Below are 16289 nucleotides of genomic sequence, written 5' to 3' on the forward strand. Positions count from 1 at the left end.
GTTCAAGTGGAGGCCGAGAAGGGCAGCTCGACGATGATCCGGCAGCCCTCGCGATAGGTGGTGTCGACATGCACCATGCCGGAGTGCTTGGAGACGATCTCGTGGACCATCGGCAGGCCCATGCCGCGCCCGACGCGATGCGGCGGCTTGGTGCTGAAGAACGGCTCGAACACCTTCAGCACCAGGTCGGACGGGATGCCCGGGCCGCTGTCGGTGATCTCCATGCGCACCAGATGGTTCTCCACCCGGGTGCTGATGAACAGCTCGCGGCGACTGACCTGGTTCTGGCTCATGGACTCGATGGCGTTGTCGATCAGGTGCTTGATCATGCTGCGCAGGCCGCTTTCCGCACCCATCACCCAAGGCAGGCGCAGTGCCGGCTGCCAGTCGATGACGATGCCCTGGGCCAGCAGCTGGTCGGTGCACAGGGTGATCACCTCGCGGATCAGCTGGTTGAGGTTGACCGGCATCTTGGTCTCGCCCTGGCGCACCGGAATCGAGCCGCTGAGGTTGTCCAGCGCCTCCATGCCTGCGGCGCTGGCCTCGCGCATGGCGCTCAGCACCGGATCGTTGCCGGCCTGGTCGCCGAGGCGCCGCTCGAGCATGCGCATCGCCGCGCTGATCAGGTTGACCGGCCCTTGCAGGCGGTGGATGGCGGCATTGAAGGTCTCGCGCATGCCCTCCAGCAGCTCCTCCTCGGCCATCAGCGCCTTCAGTGCGTTGAGCCGCGAGTCCTGCTGCTTCTGGCGCAGCTCGGAGATGTCGTTGATGGTCAGTAGCAGGTAGCGCTCCTCGGTGGGGGCGAAGAACACGTGGGCCTGCTCGTCCTCGATGTGGATGGCCCGGCCGTGGCAGGACAGCCAGCGCGGCGCGCGGCCGCCCAGGTCGAAGGAGATCTCCTTGCCGGAAAAGGCGGTGCCCTTGCTCTCCAGCGCCTCGAAGGGGATGGCGAGGTTTTCCCGCAGCAGCGTCACCAGGCTCTCGCTGCGGCCGTCCTCGGCCAGGTCGCGTGCCAGGCGGCAGAAGCTCGGGTTGGACAGCACCACCCGGTGCAGGCGGTCGAGCACGACCATCGCCGCCGGCGCAGAGTTGACCACCGCCTCGATCATCAGGCGCTGGTTGTTGACGCGCTGTTCCAGCTCGTGCAGCTCGCTGGTGTCGCGGTGCATGCCCAGGTAGTAGATGGTTTCGCCGGCCTCGTTGAGCACCGGCGCCACGGTCAGTTCGGCCAGGTACAGGCTGCGGTCCTTGCGCCGGTTGACCAGCACGCCGGACCAGGGCTTCTTCTGCGCCAGCCGGCCCCACAGCGCCTGGTAGACCAGGCGCGGCGTGGTGCCGTTGGAGAGCATCGATTCGTTCTTGCCGAGCACTTCCTCGCTGTCGTAGCCGGTGAGGGTGCGGAAGGCGCGGTTGGCATAAAGGATGTTGGCCTTGAGGTCGGTGATGGAGATGGCGATGGGTGCATGCTCCACCGTCTGGCGGAATATTGCGGGGAGCAGCTCGTCGCTCTCGGCATGAGGCGCTTGCGGCTCGTTGCTCAGGGTCGGGTTGGCCGGGGTCATGCTGTGCCTCGTCTGTCCAAGGGAACCGGCGAGCGCGGAGTGCGCGTCTGCCGGAATGGCGCGTTTGGCCTGAAAAAAATTTGCAAATCCTGTGCCGTACATCGAATGCCCAGGCACGCCTAGTGGCTCGGGGAAAACCGTGGAACAACGGGTTTCCAGCTAATCGCTCTCTAGCTGTGCGAAAGCGCACAAGCTGGGCGGCAGGCACCGTAACGAGCTGTCACAAACCTTACAAAACCGGGTGCGCCGGGTGGATAGGCGGCCGGCATGGCGAAGCTGTTCATTGATTTAGGTCAATTTTTTCGGGGCTTGCAAGGCGCGGCTGTGTAAATTTCGAGCAGTGGCATGCTTGATGCACAAACACTCGGCAACAGAGTTGCGCCCGACAAAGGTGCATCGACAAGGTTCAGCCGAGTGGGTGAGGTCGCTATGGAGTACATTTTGTTTCTGTTGGGCACCGTGCTGGTTCACAACGTGGTGCTGGTGAGCTTTCTGGGTCTGTGTCCGTTCATGGGCGTGTCAAGCAAGCTCGACCCCTCGATCGGCATGGCCGTGGCCACCACCCTGGTCATGACCCTCGGTGGCGCCAGCAGCTGGCTGCTCGAACACTATGTGCTACTGCCGCTGGACATCGGCTTCATCCGCATCCTCGCCTACATCGTGGTCATCGCCGGCATGGTACAGCTCATCGAGCTGATCATCCGCAAGATCAGTCCGCCGCTGCACCGCTCGCTGGGCATCTACCTGCCGCTGATCACCAGCAACTGCGCCGTGCTCGGCGTGCCGCTGCTCAGCGTGCGCGAAGGCCACGACCTGACCATGGCTGCGTTGTTCGGCCTGGGCTCGGGGTTGGGCTTCTCGCTGATCATGATCATCTTCGCCGGTCTGCGCGAGCGCCTGGCCCTGGCCAATGTGCCGGCCGCCTTTTCCGGTCCGCCGATCGCCTTCGTCACCGCCGGCCTGCTGGCGCTGGCCTTCATGGGCTTCGGCGGCCTGATCTGATTCTGACACTGGACGGCCGGCGCAGCCGGCGACGAGAGGAGGGCAAATTATGGTAGTGGCAACTCTGGCACTGGCACTGATGGGCGTGCTCCTGGGCGGTGGCCTGGGGTACGCGGCGCGCAAGTTCGCGGTGACCGACGAAAACCCCCTGATCAAGGAGGTCGGGGAACTGCTGCCGGGCAGTCAGTGCGGGCAATGCGGCTTCCCCGGCTGCGGCGCCGCCGCCGTGGCGATGGTCGAGGGGACCGCCGAAGTCACCTGCTGCCCGCCCGGCGGCGTGGCCCTGGCCGAGAGGCTCGCCGCGATTCTCGGCGTGACCCTGGATACCAGCCAGATGGCCGCCCCCCTGATGGCACAGGTCGTGGCCTCGGAGTGCATCGGCTGCACCCGCTGCTACCGTGCCTGTCCCACCGACGCCATCGTCGGCGCCAGCGGACAGATCCACGTGGTGCTGGAGGATGCCTGCACCGGTTGCGGCAAGTGCCGTGACGCCTGTCCGGAAGATTGCGTCCTCCTGGTCCCGCAGGAGCAGACCCTGGACACCTGGCGCTGGAACAAGCCCGCCGCCGCCTGAGTCGATTACGGAGCCTTCGCATGTTCTTCAACCTTTCCAGTATCCGCGGCGGCATCCATCCGGCTGCCCACAAGGACCTTTCGGCGACGCTGCCCATCGGCAGCCTGCCGCTGCCTCCGCGCCTCTACCTGCCACTGCGCCAGCATGCTGGGGCCGAAGCCCTGCCGCTGGTCAAGGTCGGCGACACGGTGCTCAAGGGCCAGTTGCTGGCCGTCCCGCCCTCGGAAGTCTCCGCTCCGGTACACGCGCCCAGCTCCGGGCGCATCGTCGCCGTGGGGCCGATCCCGGCGCCGCACCCGTCCGGCCTTACCGCCAACGGCATCGTTCTCGAGTGCGACGGCGAGGATCGCTGGATCGATCTGGAGGTGCCCGCCGATCCGTTCGCCGAGGACCCGCTGGTGCTCGCCGAGCGCGTCGCCCAGGCCGGCATCGTGGGCCTCGGCGGGGCCATCTTCCCGGCGGCGGTCAAGCTCAAGCAGGGCACCCGCCACGAGATCAAGACCGTGGTGGTCAACGGCAGCGAGTGCGAGCCCTACCTGACCTGCGACGACCGGATCATGCGCGAGCGCGCCGAGGCCGTCGTCGACGGCGCCCGGCTGATCCAGCACATCCTGCGCGCCTACAGCGTGGTCATCGCCATCGAGGACAACAAGCCCGAGGCCCTGGCCGCCATGCGGGCGGCCGCCGAGCACTTCGGCGCCGTCGAGGTGGTGGCGGTGCCGGCGCTCTATCCCATGGGTTCGGCCAAGCAGCTGATCCAGGCGGTCACCGGCCGCGAAGTGCCGGCCGGCGGACGCAGTACCGACGTCGGCGTGCTGGTGCACAACGCCGGTACCGTGTACGCCATCCAGCAGGCCCTGCGTTACGGCCGTCCGCTGATCTCGCGGGTGGTCACCGTCTCCGGTGCCTGCGTGAAGACTCCGCAGAATCTCGATGTGCTGATCGGCACGCCGGCCCAGGCGCTCTTCGACGCCTGCGGCGGCCTGATCGGCACCCCCGACCAGCTGCTGCTCGGCGGGCCGATGATGGGCTCCGTGCTGCCCTCCACCCAGGTGCCGGTGATCAAGGGCGCCACCGGCCTGCTGGCGTTGGCCCAGCACGAGCTGCCGAACAAGGATCCGGCGCCGTGCATCCGCTGCGCGAGCTGTGTGGACGCCTGCCCGATGGGCCTGGCGCCCCTGGACATGGCCGTCCGTGCCCGCGTCGACGACTACGACGGGGCCAGCGAATACGGCCTGCGCGATTGCATCCTCTGCGGCTGCTGCTCTTACGTCTGCCCCTCGCACATCCCGCTGGTGCACTACTTCCAGTATGCCAAGGGCCAGCAGGACGAACGCCGCAGCGCGGCGCGCAAGACCGACCATATCAAGCGTCAGACCGAGGCCCGCGCCGCGCGTCTGGCAGAAGAAGAGGCCGCCAAGGCAGCCGCCAAAGCCGCCAAGGAGGCGGCCAAGGCAGCCAAGGCAGCGAAGGCGAAGGCCGCCAAGTCGAGCAATGAGGTAGAGTCATGAGCACCATCAGCGTCGCGGCAGGGCCGTTTGCCCACGACCGCTCCTCGGTCAACCGCATCATGCTGGACGTGTGTCTGGCACTTTTGCCGGCTACCCTGTTCGGCCTGGTGATGTTTGGCTGGCCGGCGATCAACTTGTGGCTGGTCACCTGTATCAGCGCCCTGGCCACCGAGGCGGTCTGCCTGCGCCTGCTGGGTCAGCCCATGCGCCGCCTGCTGGACGGCTCGGCCCTGCTCACCGGCTGGCTGCTGGCGATTTCCCTGCCGCCGTGGGCACCCTGGTGGATCGGCGTCGGCGGCAGCGTCTTCGCCATCGGCATCGGCAAGCAGCTGTACGGGGGCATCGGCCAGAACATCTTCAACCCGGCCATGCTGGCGCGCGTCGCCCTGCTGATCGCCTTCCCGCTGCAGATGACCACCTGGGCGCTGCCCAGCCCGCTGTTTTCGGCGTCGGCTCCGGGTTTCCTCGACAGCCTGGCGATCACCTTCGGCGGCGCCCCGCTGGCCGACGGCATGACCGGCGCTACCGCGCTGGGCAACCTGAAGACCGAGCTGACCCTCAACCGCAGCGCCGAGGAAATCCTCTCCAGCGACTTCCTCCTGCTCTCGGCGCTGTTCGGCAGCACCGCCGGCAGCCTCGGCGAGACCTCTGAACTGTTGCTGCTGGTCGGCGGCCTCTGGCTGGTGCTGCGCCGCATCATTCACTGGGAGATCCCGGTTTCCATGCTGGCAACCGTGCTGGCGATGGCGACCCTCGCCTATCTGATCAACCCCGAGCGCTATGCCGGCGGCCTTTATCACCTGACCTCCGGCGGCCTGTTGCTGGGCGCCTTCTTCATCGCCACCGATCCGGTCACCTCGCCGATCAGCCGCACAGGGCGACTGATCTTCGGCGTCGGCTGCGGGGTGCTGATCTTCGTGATCCGCGCCTGGGGCAGCTTCCCCGAGGCTGTGGCCTTCGCGGTGCTTTTCATGAACTCGCTGACCCCGCTGATCGACCGGTACTGGCGGCCGCGCGCCTACGGCCGCAACGCACGGGGCAAGCCGCTGATCGCCGCCAAGTGGACCAGTCAGGTTAAAGAGGTGGACAAGGTATGAACCAGACGACTATGACCCCGGCCGAGGAGGCCACCGCGCCCGCCGAGACGGTCGCGGGCAAACCCTCGCTCCTCGAACGCCTGGAGCGCTGGCGCCCATTGGTGGCTTACCAGAGCCTGTCGCTGGGCCTGATCTGCGCCCTGGTGGCCCTGACTCTGCTGGTCGCCAACGCCCTGACCCACAGCACCATCGCCGCCCAGATGCTGGAGGACCGCCTGGCCATGCTGCGCCAGGTGCTGCCCGATGCGCTGTACGACAACAATCCGCTGTCCGACGGCTTCAAGGTGCAGGATTCGGACCTCGGCGAGGTCGAGGTCTATCCGGCGCGCCTGCAGGGCAAGCTCACCGCGGTGGTCTTCCAGGTCAGCAACATCGGCTATGGCGGTCCTATCGACCAGATGGTCGCCCTCGACGCCCAGGGCAAGATCCTCGGCGTGAGGGTGCTGGCGCACAAGGAAACCCCCGGCCTGGCGGACAAGATCGAGGCCTCGCGCAGCGACTGGATCAAGGTCTTCGACGGCCTCTCCCTGGAAAACACCGCGCTGGAAAAGTGGAAGGTGAAGAAGGACGGCGGCCAGTTCGACCAGTTCGCCGGCGCCACCATCACCCCGCGTGCCGTGGTCAAGAGCGTGCTCCAGGGCCTGCAGTTCCAGGTCCGGCATGCCGAGCAGCTGAAAGCCGAGTAAGAGGAGCCTAACCATGAGTGAATGCGCAGCACCCGTCGCCAGTGCACCGGAAAAGAAGAAGGTGCCGTGGCACTATTTCAACTCGGCCCTGTGGGACTACAACGTCGCCCTGGTGCAGATGCTCGCGCTCTGCCCGGCGCTGGCGGTGACCACCACCGCTACCAACGGCCTGGGTATGGGCCTGGCCACCACCCTGGTGCTGATCTGCACCAACGCGATCATCTCGGCGATGCGCCACACCATTTCCCCGGAAGTGCGCAACCCGGTGATGATTGGCGTGATCGCCGGCGTGGTGACCCTGATCGACATGGCGATGAATGCCTGGATGCACGAGATGTACAAGGTACTTGGCCTGTTCATCGCGCTGATCGTGACCAACTGCGCGGTACTCGGCCGTGCCGAGTCCTTCTGCACCAAGAACCCGGTGATCCCCTCGATGCTCGACGGCGCCGGCATGGGCATCGGCTTCACCTGGGTGCTGGTGGTGATCGGCGGCATCCGCGAGATCCTTGGCAGCGGCACCCTGTTCGCCCAGGCATCCTCGCTGCTCGGCCCGCATTTCGAGTGGCTGGAGATCACCGTGCTGCCCGACTTCCAGGGCATTCTGCTGGCCATCCTGCCGCCGGGCGCCTTCATCGTCCTGGGCTTCCTGCTGGCCGCCAAGCGGGTGATCGACCGCAAGCGCGCCGAACGGCGGCAGGAGACCCATGGCGAGCTGGTGGTTCTGCAGTGATCCTGGCCGAGGAGTGACGTCAAGATGAGAGTTTCAGTGGTATACGCCGATCCGGCCAAGCCCCTCCAGCTCAGCTGCAAGGTGGAGGATGGCTGCAGCGTGGAGCAGGCGATCGAGCAGTCCGGACTGCTGCGCTGCTGCCCGGACATCGACCTGAAGAAGCAGAAGGTCGGGGTATTCGGCAAGTTCGTCAAATTGGACAGTCCGCTCAAGGAAGGCGACCGCGTGGAGGTCTACCAGCGCATCACGCGGGTGGATGACGATGACGACGATGATGACGATTGAGTTCAGTCGCCCAGGAGGCCGCTTATGGTAACCCCCGTGAACATGAGTCGCGAAACTGCCCTGCGCATTGCCCTGGCTGCCAGGGCTCTGCCCGGTACCACGGTCGGCCAGCTGCTGGAAATCCTGCACCAGCAGATCGATGGTCCGCTGACCGAGGAGAGCCTGCAAGGTGTGAGCGTCACCGACCTGAAGATCGGTCTGGCCGGCTCCGAGGAAGATGTCGACATGCTCGACACCCCCATGACGGCGCTGAAGGATGCGGTACGTATCCTCTGGGGCGAGACCGAGGTCGACAGCCTGCCCCAGCCGGTGAAGCTGGAGCGCATGCCGGAAGGCTCGATCCGCGTAGCCATTGCCTCCAACAACGGCGAGCAGCTGGACGGGCACTTCGGCTCCTGCCTGCGCTTTCTCGTCTATCAGGTGAGCGCCAAGGAGAAGGCGCTGGTCGACATCCGTTCGACCCTGGACGCGGCATTGGCCGAGGACAAGAACGCCTGGCGTGTCGAGCAGATCCAGGACTGTCAGGTGCTCTACGTGGTGTCCATTGGCGGACCGGCGGCAGCCAAGGTGGTCAGGGCCGGCATCCATCCGCTGAAGAAGCCCAAGGGCGGTGCGGCGCTCGAGGCCGTCGCCGAGCTGCAGTCGGTCATGGCCGGCTCGCCGCCGCCGTGGCTGGCCAAGCTCCTCGGCGTCGCCGCCGAGGAGCGCGTGCGCTTCTCCGTTTCCGATGACGAGGAAGAGGCGGCCAAGGCATGAGCGAAGAACGTCGACTGATTGCCGTGGCGGTCGATCGCCAGGGCCGCGTGGCCGACCATGCCGGGCGTGCCCAGCGCTGGGTGGTGTTCGACGTCTGGCCCGGCCAGGCGCCGGTGCACATCTACGCCATCGAGCTGGAAGAGCAGGCTGTCCTGCACAACTGGCACGTCACCGACTACCCCGAGCGCCATCCGCTGCATGGCATGGATCTGGCCATCGCCGCGACCGCCGGCGAGGGGGTCATCCGCCGCCTCGGCGAACGCGGGGTGACTCTGCTCACCACCGGCGAGAGCGACCCGGAGCAGGCGGTCAAGGCCTGGCTGGCCAATGAGCTGCCGCCCGGCAAGCCGCACGACGAGCACTCCTGCGGCGGGGAAGGGCACCAGCACTAACGCCGCGCCTCACTCGCCTGCACGCCGTCGAGCCGGCCTGCTGACGGCATGCACGGGTTTTCCTCCTCTCCCGCGGTCGGGGGAGGGGAACCACCCGGCTTTCCCTTTCCCTCGCTTCTGGTGTCCTGTCATCCCGCCTACCGCTTCGCCTTGAACGTGCGGCCGGTGCGCCATGCGCTGCCGCCTTTCCCGCCGCAATGTTCCTGTGTGCCAGGATCTCCCCTTATCGTCCCCCTCTGCCTGTGACCGGCGCGCCCGACGCCTGGCCTGGGCGGCTTGCGCCCGCCTGTCGAGTTCCCGACATTTTATTTATATGTATTGTTGTGCATATAACAATTTTCGATTTTCGAGCGAAGCCTGGCTGCAGGCCGATTCTTTTTCTATATAAGTAATTGATTTTTAATATTTTATTTTTCTCACCGTGATTGCTGCCCAATGGCATGTCATATGCCTTGTATTTCTATATATATAGAAAATAGGAGCCATGACAGCATGAATCTGTCCACCCTTCTCGCGCTGGCCGCTGACTGCGCACTCCGTCGCCGTGCGCGCGGGCTTCGCCTCTGGCTGGCGCTGGCCTGCCTGTCCGTTATCGGGGCTCTGCCGGCCTCTGCCGCCGAATCCCTGACCATCGCCGCCGGGGCTGGCTACAAGCGCCCGGTCGGCGAACTGGCCGCCGCCTTCGAGCGCCGCAGCGGGATCCGCATCGAGCCCTTCTTCGGCAACATGGGCCAAGTGCTGGCGCAGGCCCGCCAGAGCGACAAGGTGGCCCTGGTGTTCGGCGATCAGGCTTTCCTCGAAGGCGCCGGGCAGATCGCCTTCGCCCGCTATCTGCCGGCCGGACGTGGCCGTCTGGTGCTGGCCTGGCCGACGGGCTGGACGCTGGCGAAGCCCGAGGATCTCGTCGATCCGACATTCGCCCGCATCGCCCTGCCGGACGAGCGTCAAGCAGTCTACGGCAAGGCCGCCAGCCAGTTCCTCGCGCGCAGTGGGCTGGCGCAAAGGCTCGAGGGCCGGCTGCTCATGGTGGCCAACGTGCCGCAGGTCTCCGCCTATCTGGTCAGCGGCGAGGTCGATGCCGGCTTCGTCAATCTCACCGACGCCCTCGGCGTGCGCGAGCGCATCGGCGGTTTCGTCGAGATCGACCCGGCGCTGCACGACGAAATCCGCATCGTCGCCGGTGTCGTCGAAGGGCGCGAGAGCCTGCCCGGCGTCAAGGCGCTGGCCGAGTACCTGGCCAGCCCCGAGGCCCGGGCCATCCTGACCCGGCACGGCCTGTGAGCGAGCCGCTGCGGTCGCTGGCCGGCGTGCTCGCCGAGCCGCTGGTCGCCGATGCCCTGCGGCTGACCGCCGAGGTGGCTCTGGCCAGCCTGGCGCTGCATCTGCTGCTCGGCCTGGCGCTGGGCTATGCCCTGGCACGGCCGGGCTGGGCCGGGCGCGGTTTGGTCGATGCACTGGTGACCCTGCCGCTGGTGTTTCCGCCGGTCGCCACCGGCTTCCTGCTGCTGATGCTGTTCGGCCGGCGCGGCCCGCTCGGCGTCTGGCTGGGCGAGACCTGGGGCGTGGAGGTGGTGTTCTCCTTCTGGGGTGTTTTGATCGCCTCGCTGGTCGCCGGCCTGCCGCTGGTGGTCAAGCCGGTGCAGTCGGCGCTGGAAAGCCTCTCCGCGCGCCTCGGCGAGGCGGCCCGGGTGCTCGGCAAGGGCGAGCTGGAAATCTTCCTGCGCGTGCTGCTGCCGAATATCCGCGGGCCGCTGGCCGCCGGCCTGGTGCTCGGCCTCGGGCGCTCGCTCGGCGAGGTCGGCATCACCCTGATGCTCGGCGGCAACGTCTCCGGGCGCACCACCACGGTGTCGCTGGAGATCTTCAACGCGGTCGGCGGCGGCGAGTTCGAGCGCGCCGCCGTGCTGTCGCTGCTGCTCGGCCTGATCTCCCTCGCGCTGTTCGCCGTGCTGCGCCGGCTGGGAGCCCTATAGCGGCCGGCGACCCTCCCCGATTCCCTGGCTTTTCAATCACGGCGCCGTGCCGGCGCCGGCAATTCCTGCACGACCAGAGAAAGAGTCCCATGAAGCACTTCCCCGTCCATGCGCCGCCTGCCGGCTGGCGCCCCGCGTTCCCGCGCTGTTGCGCCGCCCTGCTGTCGGCGCTGGCCTGCGGCGTCGTTCCGGCCGAAGAGACGCTGCCGCCGATGCTGGTGACCGGCGAGGCGGACGCGTCGCAGGCGCCCTGGTTCGACTCGGACCCCGACTCGCCCTCGACGCTGTACCGCGTCGGCCGCGAGGGCATCGAGCTGTTCGGCGGCAAGGGCGGCAGCAATCCCTATTCGATGGTTTCCCGGCTGCCGGCCGTGCAGGTGCACAGCACCGATGCCTGGGGGCTGGTCAACCAGCAGGGCGGCAACAAGGGGCTGCGGGTGCGCGGGGAGATGGCGACCCACGGCGCCAACGGCACGGTCGAAGGCATGCCGCTCAACGGGCCGGGACCGGGGCCTGGGTACCTGTTCCTGCTCGATGCCGAGAACATCGCCGGCGTTTCGCTCGCCCAGGGCCCGGTCGCGCCCGACCGCTTCTCCCTCTACGACAGTTCCGGCCAGCTCGACACGCGCATCCTCTGGCCCAAGGCCGAGGCGGGCGGTGTGGTGTCCCTGGGGGTGGGCGAGGAGGACTTCCGCCGCCGCTTCGTGCGCCTCGACACCGGCCGGCTGGCCAGCGACAGCGCGCTGTTCCTGTCGGCCTCCAAGACCGGTGCCGACAAGTGGCGGGGCAGCGGGCAGTCGCCCAAGCGCCGCGACACCTTCGCCCTGGGCCTGACCCAGGTGCTCGGCGCGCTGGACATGAAGTTCTTCGCCGGCCACAACGAGATGGCCGCGGACAACTACAAGGGCCTGACCTTCGAGCAGTCGAAGGACCAGTCGCGCTACGACGAGATCGACTACGACGAAAGCCCCACCGGCAAGGGCGCCGCGGCGCTGGCCAACTGGCAGGGCTACAACCGCCAGGCATTCAACACCAGCGCGGCCTTCGCCGAGTTCGATTATGCGCTGGGCGCCGACACCCGCTTGGTGTTCAAGCCCTTCTACAGCAAGGAGGACGGCGAGTACCTGTATGCCAGCGGCAACGTCGTGCGCAAGTGGCGGATCGACCAGAAGACCTACGGGGCGATCGCCGAGCTGCACACCAGGCTGGCCGGCACCGGGCTGACCTTCGGCTACGGCTGGGTGTCCAGCGAGCCGCCGGCGCCGGCGACGCGCTGGAAGGACTACACGCCGAACGCCTCCGGCGGCCTGACCTTCTCCAAGTGGAGCATGCTGGCCGACGTCGACCACCGGCACGACCTGCACAATCTGTTCGCCGTCGCCGAGCGCGATTTCGGCGCCCTCAACGTCAAGGCCGGGGTGCGCTACGTGCGCGACGTGCTGCCCTCGATCAAGTACTACGACCCTGCGGGAGTCGGCGATCTGTCCTACGAGGACGCCCTCGACCGGTCGCGGGGCGAGGTGGCGTCGCGCAGCGTCGACAGCAGCATCCTCGAGGAGTGGGCGCCCTACCTGGCGCTGCGCTACCAACTGAGTCCGATGATCGAGCTGCGCGCCTCGGCCGGGCGCAACCTGGGCACGCCGGCCTTCGACGCCTTCCATTCGCCGGTGGTCTCCGGCGTGTCGAAGCAGCAGCTGTGGAGCGACAGCGAGATGGAAGTCGCCGACGGCATCGACCTCGCCGTGCGCTTCAATCTCGCCCACGGCTATCTCGAGCCGCTGCTGTTCTACACCCGGTACAAGAACAAGGGGGTCTCCCTCTATGACCCGGAGTACAAGGCCTCGTATACCCAGAACATCGCCGATGCGCGGCGCTTCGGCCTGGTGCTGGCCGGGGGCTGGGAGGCGCTGCCCGGGCTGAACCTGTTCGGCAACCTGAGCTGGATCCGCGCGGAGTTCGACGACGACCTGCAGACCGGTGCGAATACCACCCTGGATACCGAGGGCGAGCAACTGCCCGACGTGCCCCGGCGCATGGCCACCCTCGGCGCCTCCTGGACCCGCGGCCGCTTCACCCTGTCGCCGGTGCTGCACTACATGGGCCGGCGCTACGCCAATGTCGAGCACACCCAGACGATGGCCGCCTACAGCGTGACCAACCTCGACCTCGCCTATCGCGTGCCAGTCAGCCGTGGCAGGCTGCAGGCGAACCTGGCGGTGATCAATCTGTTCGACAAGCGCTACATCGGCTTCAACAACGCCAACGAGACCAACAACGGCAGCAGCTTCTTCCCGGGTGCGCCGCGCACGCTGATGGCCAAGCTGGCCTACGAGTTCTGAACGAGCAGCGGAGAAGAGCATGCAGAAGAAGAATATGCAGCCCCGCCGCGGCAGGGGCTTCGCCAAGTACGGGCCTCTGCTGTTCGGCCTGCTGCTGGGGCTGGCGCCGGGCGTGCGGGCCGACGAGCCGCTGCGCCTGGCCATGGTCGGCGGCATCCAGCTGAGCGGCGTCGGCGAGCGGCTGCGGGCGCGTCTGGAGGCAGCCAGCGGAGTCCGCCTGGAGCTGGTCGCGGTGGCGAACAAGGAGGCCATAGTGCCGCGCTTCGTCCGCGGCGAGGCCGAGCTCTTGCTGATCCACGGCGGCAGCGAGACCTTCGCCCTGCAGGCGGCGGGACACGGCGGGCGCATGCAGGTGTGGGGCTTCAACGAGCACGTCCTGGTCGGTCCCGCCGACGACCCGGCCGGGATCCGCGAGGCGGCGGACGGCGCCGAGGCCTTCCGGCGCATCGCCGCGGCGCGCGCGCCCTTCGTCGCCTTCCGTGATGCCGGCAGCCACGAGATCGTCCAGCGCCTGTGGAAGCAGGCTGGCATCCGCCCGGCGGCGGACTGGGTACTGCTCGACGAGGGCGAGCGTCCGCAGGCGATCCTCGCCCAGGCTGCCCGGCAGCGGGCCTACGTGGTCGTCGGCGGGATTCCGGCGGCCTTCGGCAAGCTGCACGGCGAGGGCCTGGAGATTCTGCTGCGCGGCGACCGTCAGATGCGTCGGGCCTATGTCGCGCTGGAGCCGGGCCCTGCCCATCCGGCCTCTGCCGCAGCGCGCGAAGGCGCCCGGCGGGTGGTGGACTACCTGGTCTCGCCCGCCGGGCAGGCCGATCTCGCCGCCGCCAATGCCGAGGCCGGCGGCCCCTGGATCTACGGCCTGGCGAAGGCGCCGCCGGCGCTCAGCACGGGCTGCCGAGCGGACTCGCCAGCCAGTCCCCGGCACTGACCAGCACGCTGTCGCCCGGCGCCAGGCAGGCGCCGGAGGCGGCGCTGGCAAGACAGGTGCGGCCCTCGGCCTCGATGCGGTAGAGCGGGCTGCCGTCGGCGGCGCTGACGCGCTCGATCACCCGGCCGGCGAGAATCAGGCGGCTCTCCGCGTCGGGAAAGCGCCCGGCGCCGAACAGCCGGGCCGGCGCCGCATCGGCGACCACCCGGCCGGCCTCCAGCAGCACGGCGCGCTCGCACAGACGCAGGGCCTCGCCGGGGTCGTGGGTGACCAGCACCAGGGTGGTGCGCTGGTGCTCGCGCAAGGACGCCAGGGCGTCCTGCAGCTCGCGGCGCAGGGTGCCGTCGAGGGCCGAGAGCGGTTCGTCGAGCAGCAGCAGGTCCGGCTCCGCGGCCAGGGCGCGGGCCAGCGCCAGGCGTTGCTGCTGGCCGCCGGACAGGCGCGCCGGCCGCTCGTTGGCGAGGCCGGCGAGGCCGACCAGTTCCAGCAGTTCGTCGGCGCGCCGGGCGGGCGTACCGGCGGGCAGGGCGAAGCGCACGTTGCCCTGCACGCTCATGTTGGGAAACAGCGCGTAATCCTGGAAGACCAGCCCGGCGCGGCGCTTCCGGGGCGGGCGGTCGATGCCGCAGGCGCTGTCCAGCCAGAGCTGCCCGAAGGCGGCGATGTGCCCGGCATCCGCCGGCTGCAGGCCGGCGAGCAGGCGCAAGAGGGTGGTCTTGCCGCTGCCGGAAGGGCCGAGCAGGGCGAGGCTTGCGCCGCGCTCGAGGTCCAGTTCGATATTGAGTTCGATGGGGCCGCTGGTTGAGGCCAGGCGCTTGCGCAGGTGGAAGTGCAGGCGCTCCGGCGGAAGCGGGCGGATCGGGCGGGAGCGGCGAAGGAAACTCGGAAGTGTGAAGGCGTGCATGGCAAAGATTCGTGGCGAGGCGTACTTGTTGCAAGCACGCCCCATGCCATCCGCCGCCCTGAGGCGGGAGGGCGTGCGGACTCAGGCCGGGACGCCGAGGATCACGTTGGAGGCCTTGATCACCGCGCTGGCGCTGGCGCCCGGCTTCAGGCCCAGCTCGGCCACGGCTTCCTTGGTGACCATGGCGGTGATCTCGGTGCCGCCCGGCAGGGCCAGGGTGACTTCGGCATTGACCGCGCCGGTCTCGATCGACTTGACGGTGCCGGTCAGGATGTTGCGGGCGGACAGGCGATAGCCGCTGCTGTCGGTCATCAGCAGAACCCAGGGAGCCTTGATGACGGCGACTACCGGCTTGCCGGTGACCAGTTCCAGGGACTTGGCGCTTTCCATGGTCACCACGGCGGCGAGTTTGTCGCCGCCGCCCAGGACGATGTCCACCTCGGCGTTGACCGCACCTTCCTTTAGAGTGCTGACGGTACCGCTGAAGATGTTGCGGGCACTGATTTTCATGCTGTTTTCCTTTTCCAGTATCGTGCAGGATTTGAAACAATCGTTATATCATTTGCACCATAGCTTGTCGGAAAGCCAACAAGTGGTACATGGCGAAACTATACGCAAAGCCATTGTAGACATGGCACAATTACCATGTGCCATTTGGCATGCGAATTGCTTTATATAAACCTAAGTAGATAGATAAGTTACAGGCTACAGACGATGACCGCCACCCGCTTCCTTGCCCGCATGTCCCTGGATACCGATGTCGGTACTGCCCTTTCCGATATCCGCATTCGCCTGCTCGAGCAGATCGAGCGCGAGGGCTCGATCAACCGGGCCGCCAAGGCCGTGCCGCTTTCCTACAAGGCGGCCTGGGATGCCGTCGACACCATGAACAATCTCGCCCCCGAGCCCCTGGTGGTGCGGGTCGCCGGTGGCCGCCAGGGCGGTGGCACCCAGCTCACCGAATACGGCCGGCGCATCATCGCCATGTACCGTGCCCTGGAGATCGAGTACCAGCACGCCCTCGACCGCCTCTCCGAGCGCCTCAACGAGGTGACCGGCGGCGACATCCAGTCCTTCCAGCGCCTCATGCACTCCATGAGCATGAAGACCAGTGCGCGCAACCAGTTTGCCGGCACCATCACCGGCCTGCGCGTCGGCGGCGTCGACTACGAAGTGCGCATCCGCCTCGATGCCGAGAACGAGATCGCCGCGATCATCACCAAGGGCAGCGCGGAAAACCTGGAGCTGGCCATGGGCAAGGAGGTCTTCGCCCTGGTCAAGTCCTCCTCGGTGATGCTCACCACCGAGCGCTCGCTCAAGCTCACCGCGCGTAACCAGCTGTGGGGCGAGGTCGTCGAGATCCACGAGGGGCCGGTGAACAGCGAGGTGACCCTGGCGCTGCCATCCGGGCGCAGTGTGACCTGTGTGGTCACCGCCGACAGCTGCGAGGCCCTCGGCCTTGCTCCGGGGGTGGAGGCCTGCGCCTTCTTCAAGTCGTCCAGCGTCATCCTCGCCACCTACGGCTGAGTGTTCCGTTTTCCGCTTTC

Annotated in this window: 17 protein-coding genes; 14 read left to right on the plus strand and 3 right to left on the minus strand. The window is 67.5% G+C overall.

The features are described from left to right. Window positions 1-2: 2 nt before the first annotated feature. Entirely contained in the window at window positions 3-1562 is a 1560-nt protein-coding gene (gene nifL / locus ACYVD0_RS14215; protein ID WP_460427406.1) for a nitrogen fixation negative regulator NifL, read from the minus strand. Between the two features lie 429 nt (window positions 1563-1991). Between nifL and rsxA the strand changes: the two genes are divergently transcribed. The 13 genes from rsxA to ACYVD0_RS14280 all read left to right on the plus strand — a co-directional run bounded on the left by rsxA (window position 1992) and on the right by ACYVD0_RS14280 (window position 13838). Beyond that, window positions 1992-2564 (plus strand): electron transport complex protein RnfA, encoded by a 573-nt coding sequence (rsxA, locus tag ACYVD0_RS14220; protein WP_460427407.1) that lies wholly within the window; start codon window positions 1992-1994, stop codon window positions 2562-2564. A 49-nt stretch (window positions 2565-2613) separates the two neighbouring features. Next, window positions 2614-3138 carry an RnfABCDGE type electron transport complex subunit B gene (locus ACYVD0_RS14225; RefSeq protein ID WP_460427408.1) on the plus strand — a complete coding sequence of 175 codons (525 nt, stop codon included), beginning with the start codon at window positions 2614-2616 and terminating at the stop codon, window positions 3136-3138. A gap of 20 nt (window positions 3139-3158) precedes the next feature. After that, window positions 3159-4649, plus strand: coding sequence for an electron transport complex subunit RsxC (rsxC, locus tag ACYVD0_RS14230; protein ID WP_460427409.1), 1491 nt, complete (start codon window positions 3159-3161; stop codon window positions 4647-4649). Continuing rightward, on the plus strand, window positions 4646-5746 hold the full coding sequence (locus tag ACYVD0_RS14235; protein WP_460427410.1) for an RnfABCDGE type electron transport complex subunit D: 1101 nt from the start codon (window positions 4646-4648) through the stop codon (window positions 5744-5746). The genes rsxC and ACYVD0_RS14235 overlap by 4 nt, the downstream gene beginning before the upstream one ends. Next, complete coding sequence (gene rsxG / locus ACYVD0_RS14240; protein WP_460427411.1) at window positions 5743-6432, plus strand: electron transport complex subunit RsxG; 690 nt, start codon at window positions 5743-5745, stop codon at window positions 6430-6432. Before ACYVD0_RS14235 ends, rsxG begins: the two co-directional genes overlap by 4 nt. A gap of 13 nt (window positions 6433-6445) precedes the next feature. Continuing rightward, window positions 6446-7165: an electron transport complex subunit E gene (locus ACYVD0_RS14245; RefSeq protein ID WP_460427412.1), complete on the plus strand. Its 720-nt coding sequence runs from the start codon at window positions 6446-6448 to the stop codon at window positions 7163-7165. A 24-nt stretch (window positions 7166-7189) separates the two neighbouring features. Next, a complete protein-coding gene (locus ACYVD0_RS14250) occupies window positions 7190-7450 on the plus strand; it encodes an RnfH family protein (protein ID WP_460427413.1) in 261 nt (86 codons plus the stop codon). A 24-nt stretch (window positions 7451-7474) separates the two neighbouring features. Next, window positions 7475-8206, plus strand: coding sequence for a dinitrogenase iron-molybdenum cofactor biosynthesis protein (locus tag ACYVD0_RS14255; protein WP_460427414.1), 732 nt, complete (start codon window positions 7475-7477; stop codon window positions 8204-8206). Next, complete coding sequence (locus ACYVD0_RS14260; RefSeq protein ID WP_460427415.1) at window positions 8203-8598, plus strand: NifB/NifX family molybdenum-iron cluster-binding protein; 396 nt, start codon at window positions 8203-8205, stop codon at window positions 8596-8598. Before ACYVD0_RS14255 ends, ACYVD0_RS14260 begins: the two co-directional genes overlap by 4 nt. 492 nt (window positions 8599-9090) lie before the next feature. Further along, window positions 9091-9879: a molybdate ABC transporter substrate-binding protein gene (modA, locus tag ACYVD0_RS14265; RefSeq protein ID WP_460427416.1), complete on the plus strand. Its 789-nt coding sequence runs from the start codon at window positions 9091-9093 to the stop codon at window positions 9877-9879. Next, entirely contained in the window at window positions 9876-10571 is a 696-nt protein-coding gene (locus tag ACYVD0_RS14270; protein WP_460427417.1) for a molybdate ABC transporter permease subunit, read from the plus strand. The genes modA and ACYVD0_RS14270 overlap by 4 nt, the downstream gene beginning before the upstream one ends. Before the next feature lie 89 nt (window positions 10572-10660). Next, the gene (locus ACYVD0_RS14275; protein WP_460427418.1) at window positions 10661-12910 is read left to right on the plus strand and encodes a TonB-dependent receptor; all 2250 of its coding nucleotides are present in this window, start codon (window positions 10661-10663) and stop codon (window positions 12908-12910) included. Window positions 12911-12929: 19 nt separating this feature from the next. Beyond that, on the plus strand, window positions 12930-13838 hold the full coding sequence (locus ACYVD0_RS14280) for an ABC transporter substrate-binding protein (protein WP_460427419.1): 909 nt from the start codon (window positions 12930-12932) through the stop codon (window positions 13836-13838). Here ACYVD0_RS14280 and ACYVD0_RS14285 read toward each other — a convergent pair. Next, the gene (locus tag ACYVD0_RS14285; RefSeq protein ID WP_460427420.1) at window positions 13792-14742 is read right to left on the minus strand and encodes an ATP-binding cassette domain-containing protein; all 951 of its coding nucleotides are present in this window, start codon (window positions 14740-14742) and stop codon (window positions 13792-13794) included. The two genes, ACYVD0_RS14280 and ACYVD0_RS14285, sit on opposite strands and share 47 nt — an antisense overlap. Before the next feature lie 81 nt (window positions 14743-14823). After that, window positions 14824-15252 carry a TOBE domain-containing protein gene (locus tag ACYVD0_RS14290; protein WP_460427421.1) on the minus strand — a complete coding sequence of 143 codons (429 nt, stop codon included), beginning with the start codon at window positions 15250-15252 and terminating at the stop codon, window positions 14824-14826. A 204-nt stretch (window positions 15253-15456) separates the two neighbouring features. Between ACYVD0_RS14290 and ACYVD0_RS14295 the strand changes: the two genes are divergently transcribed. Continuing rightward, window positions 15457-16269, plus strand: coding sequence for a TOBE domain-containing protein (locus ACYVD0_RS14295; RefSeq protein ID WP_460427422.1), 813 nt, complete (start codon window positions 15457-15459; stop codon window positions 16267-16269). Window positions 16270-16289 lie beyond the last annotated feature (20 nt).

The sequence above is a fragment of the Azotobacter armeniacus genome (assembly GCF_054779355.1).

Bases quoted from the DNA above. Each gene is read 5' to 3' on its own strand.
- ACYVD0_RS14295 (WP_460427422.1), top strand. From the start codon at position 15,457: ATGACCGCCACCCGCTTCCTTGCCCGCATGTCCCTGGATACCGATGTC.
- rsxG (WP_460427411.1), top strand. From the start codon at position 5,743: ATGAACCAGACGACTATGACCCCGGCCGAGGAGGCCACCGCGCCCGCC.
- ACYVD0_RS14235 (WP_460427410.1), top strand. From the start codon at position 4,646: ATGAGCACCATCAGCGTCGCGGCAGGGCCGTTTGCCCACGACCGCTCC.
- ACYVD0_RS14285 (WP_460427420.1), bottom strand. From the start codon at position 14,742: ATGCACGCCTTCACACTTCCGAGTTTCCTTCGCCGCTCCCGCCCGATC.
- ACYVD0_RS14290 (WP_460427421.1), bottom strand. From the start codon at position 15,252: ATGAAAATCAGTGCCCGCAACATCTTCAGCGGTACCGTCAGCACTCTA.
- rsxC (WP_460427409.1), top strand. From the start codon at position 3,159: ATGTTCTTCAACCTTTCCAGTATCCGCGGCGGCATCCATCCGGCTGCC.
- ACYVD0_RS14255 (WP_460427414.1), top strand. From the start codon at position 7,475: ATGGTAACCCCCGTGAACATGAGTCGCGAAACTGCCCTGCGCATTGCC.
- modA (WP_460427416.1), top strand. From the start codon at position 9,091: ATGAATCTGTCCACCCTTCTCGCGCTGGCCGCTGACTGCGCACTCCGT.
- ACYVD0_RS14260 (WP_460427415.1), top strand. From the start codon at position 8,203: ATGAGCGAAGAACGTCGACTGATTGCCGTGGCGGTCGATCGCCAGGGC.
- rsxA (WP_460427407.1), top strand. From the start codon at position 1,992: ATGGAGTACATTTTGTTTCTGTTGGGCACCGTGCTGGTTCACAACGTG.
- ACYVD0_RS14250 (WP_460427413.1), top strand. From the start codon at position 7,190: ATGAGAGTTTCAGTGGTATACGCCGATCCGGCCAAGCCCCTCCAGCTC.
- ACYVD0_RS14280 (WP_460427419.1), top strand. From the start codon at position 12,930: ATGCAGAAGAAGAATATGCAGCCCCGCCGCGGCAGGGGCTTCGCCAAG.
- ACYVD0_RS14245 (WP_460427412.1), top strand. From the start codon at position 6,446: ATGAGTGAATGCGCAGCACCCGTCGCCAGTGCACCGGAAAAGAAGAAG.
- ACYVD0_RS14225 (WP_460427408.1), top strand. From the start codon at position 2,614: ATGGTAGTGGCAACTCTGGCACTGGCACTGATGGGCGTGCTCCTGGGC.
- ACYVD0_RS14275 (WP_460427418.1), top strand. From the start codon at position 10,661: ATGAAGCACTTCCCCGTCCATGCGCCGCCTGCCGGCTGGCGCCCCGCG.
- nifL (WP_460427406.1), bottom strand. From the start codon at position 1,562: ATGACCCCGGCCAACCCGACCCTGAGCAACGAGCCGCAAGCGCCTCAT.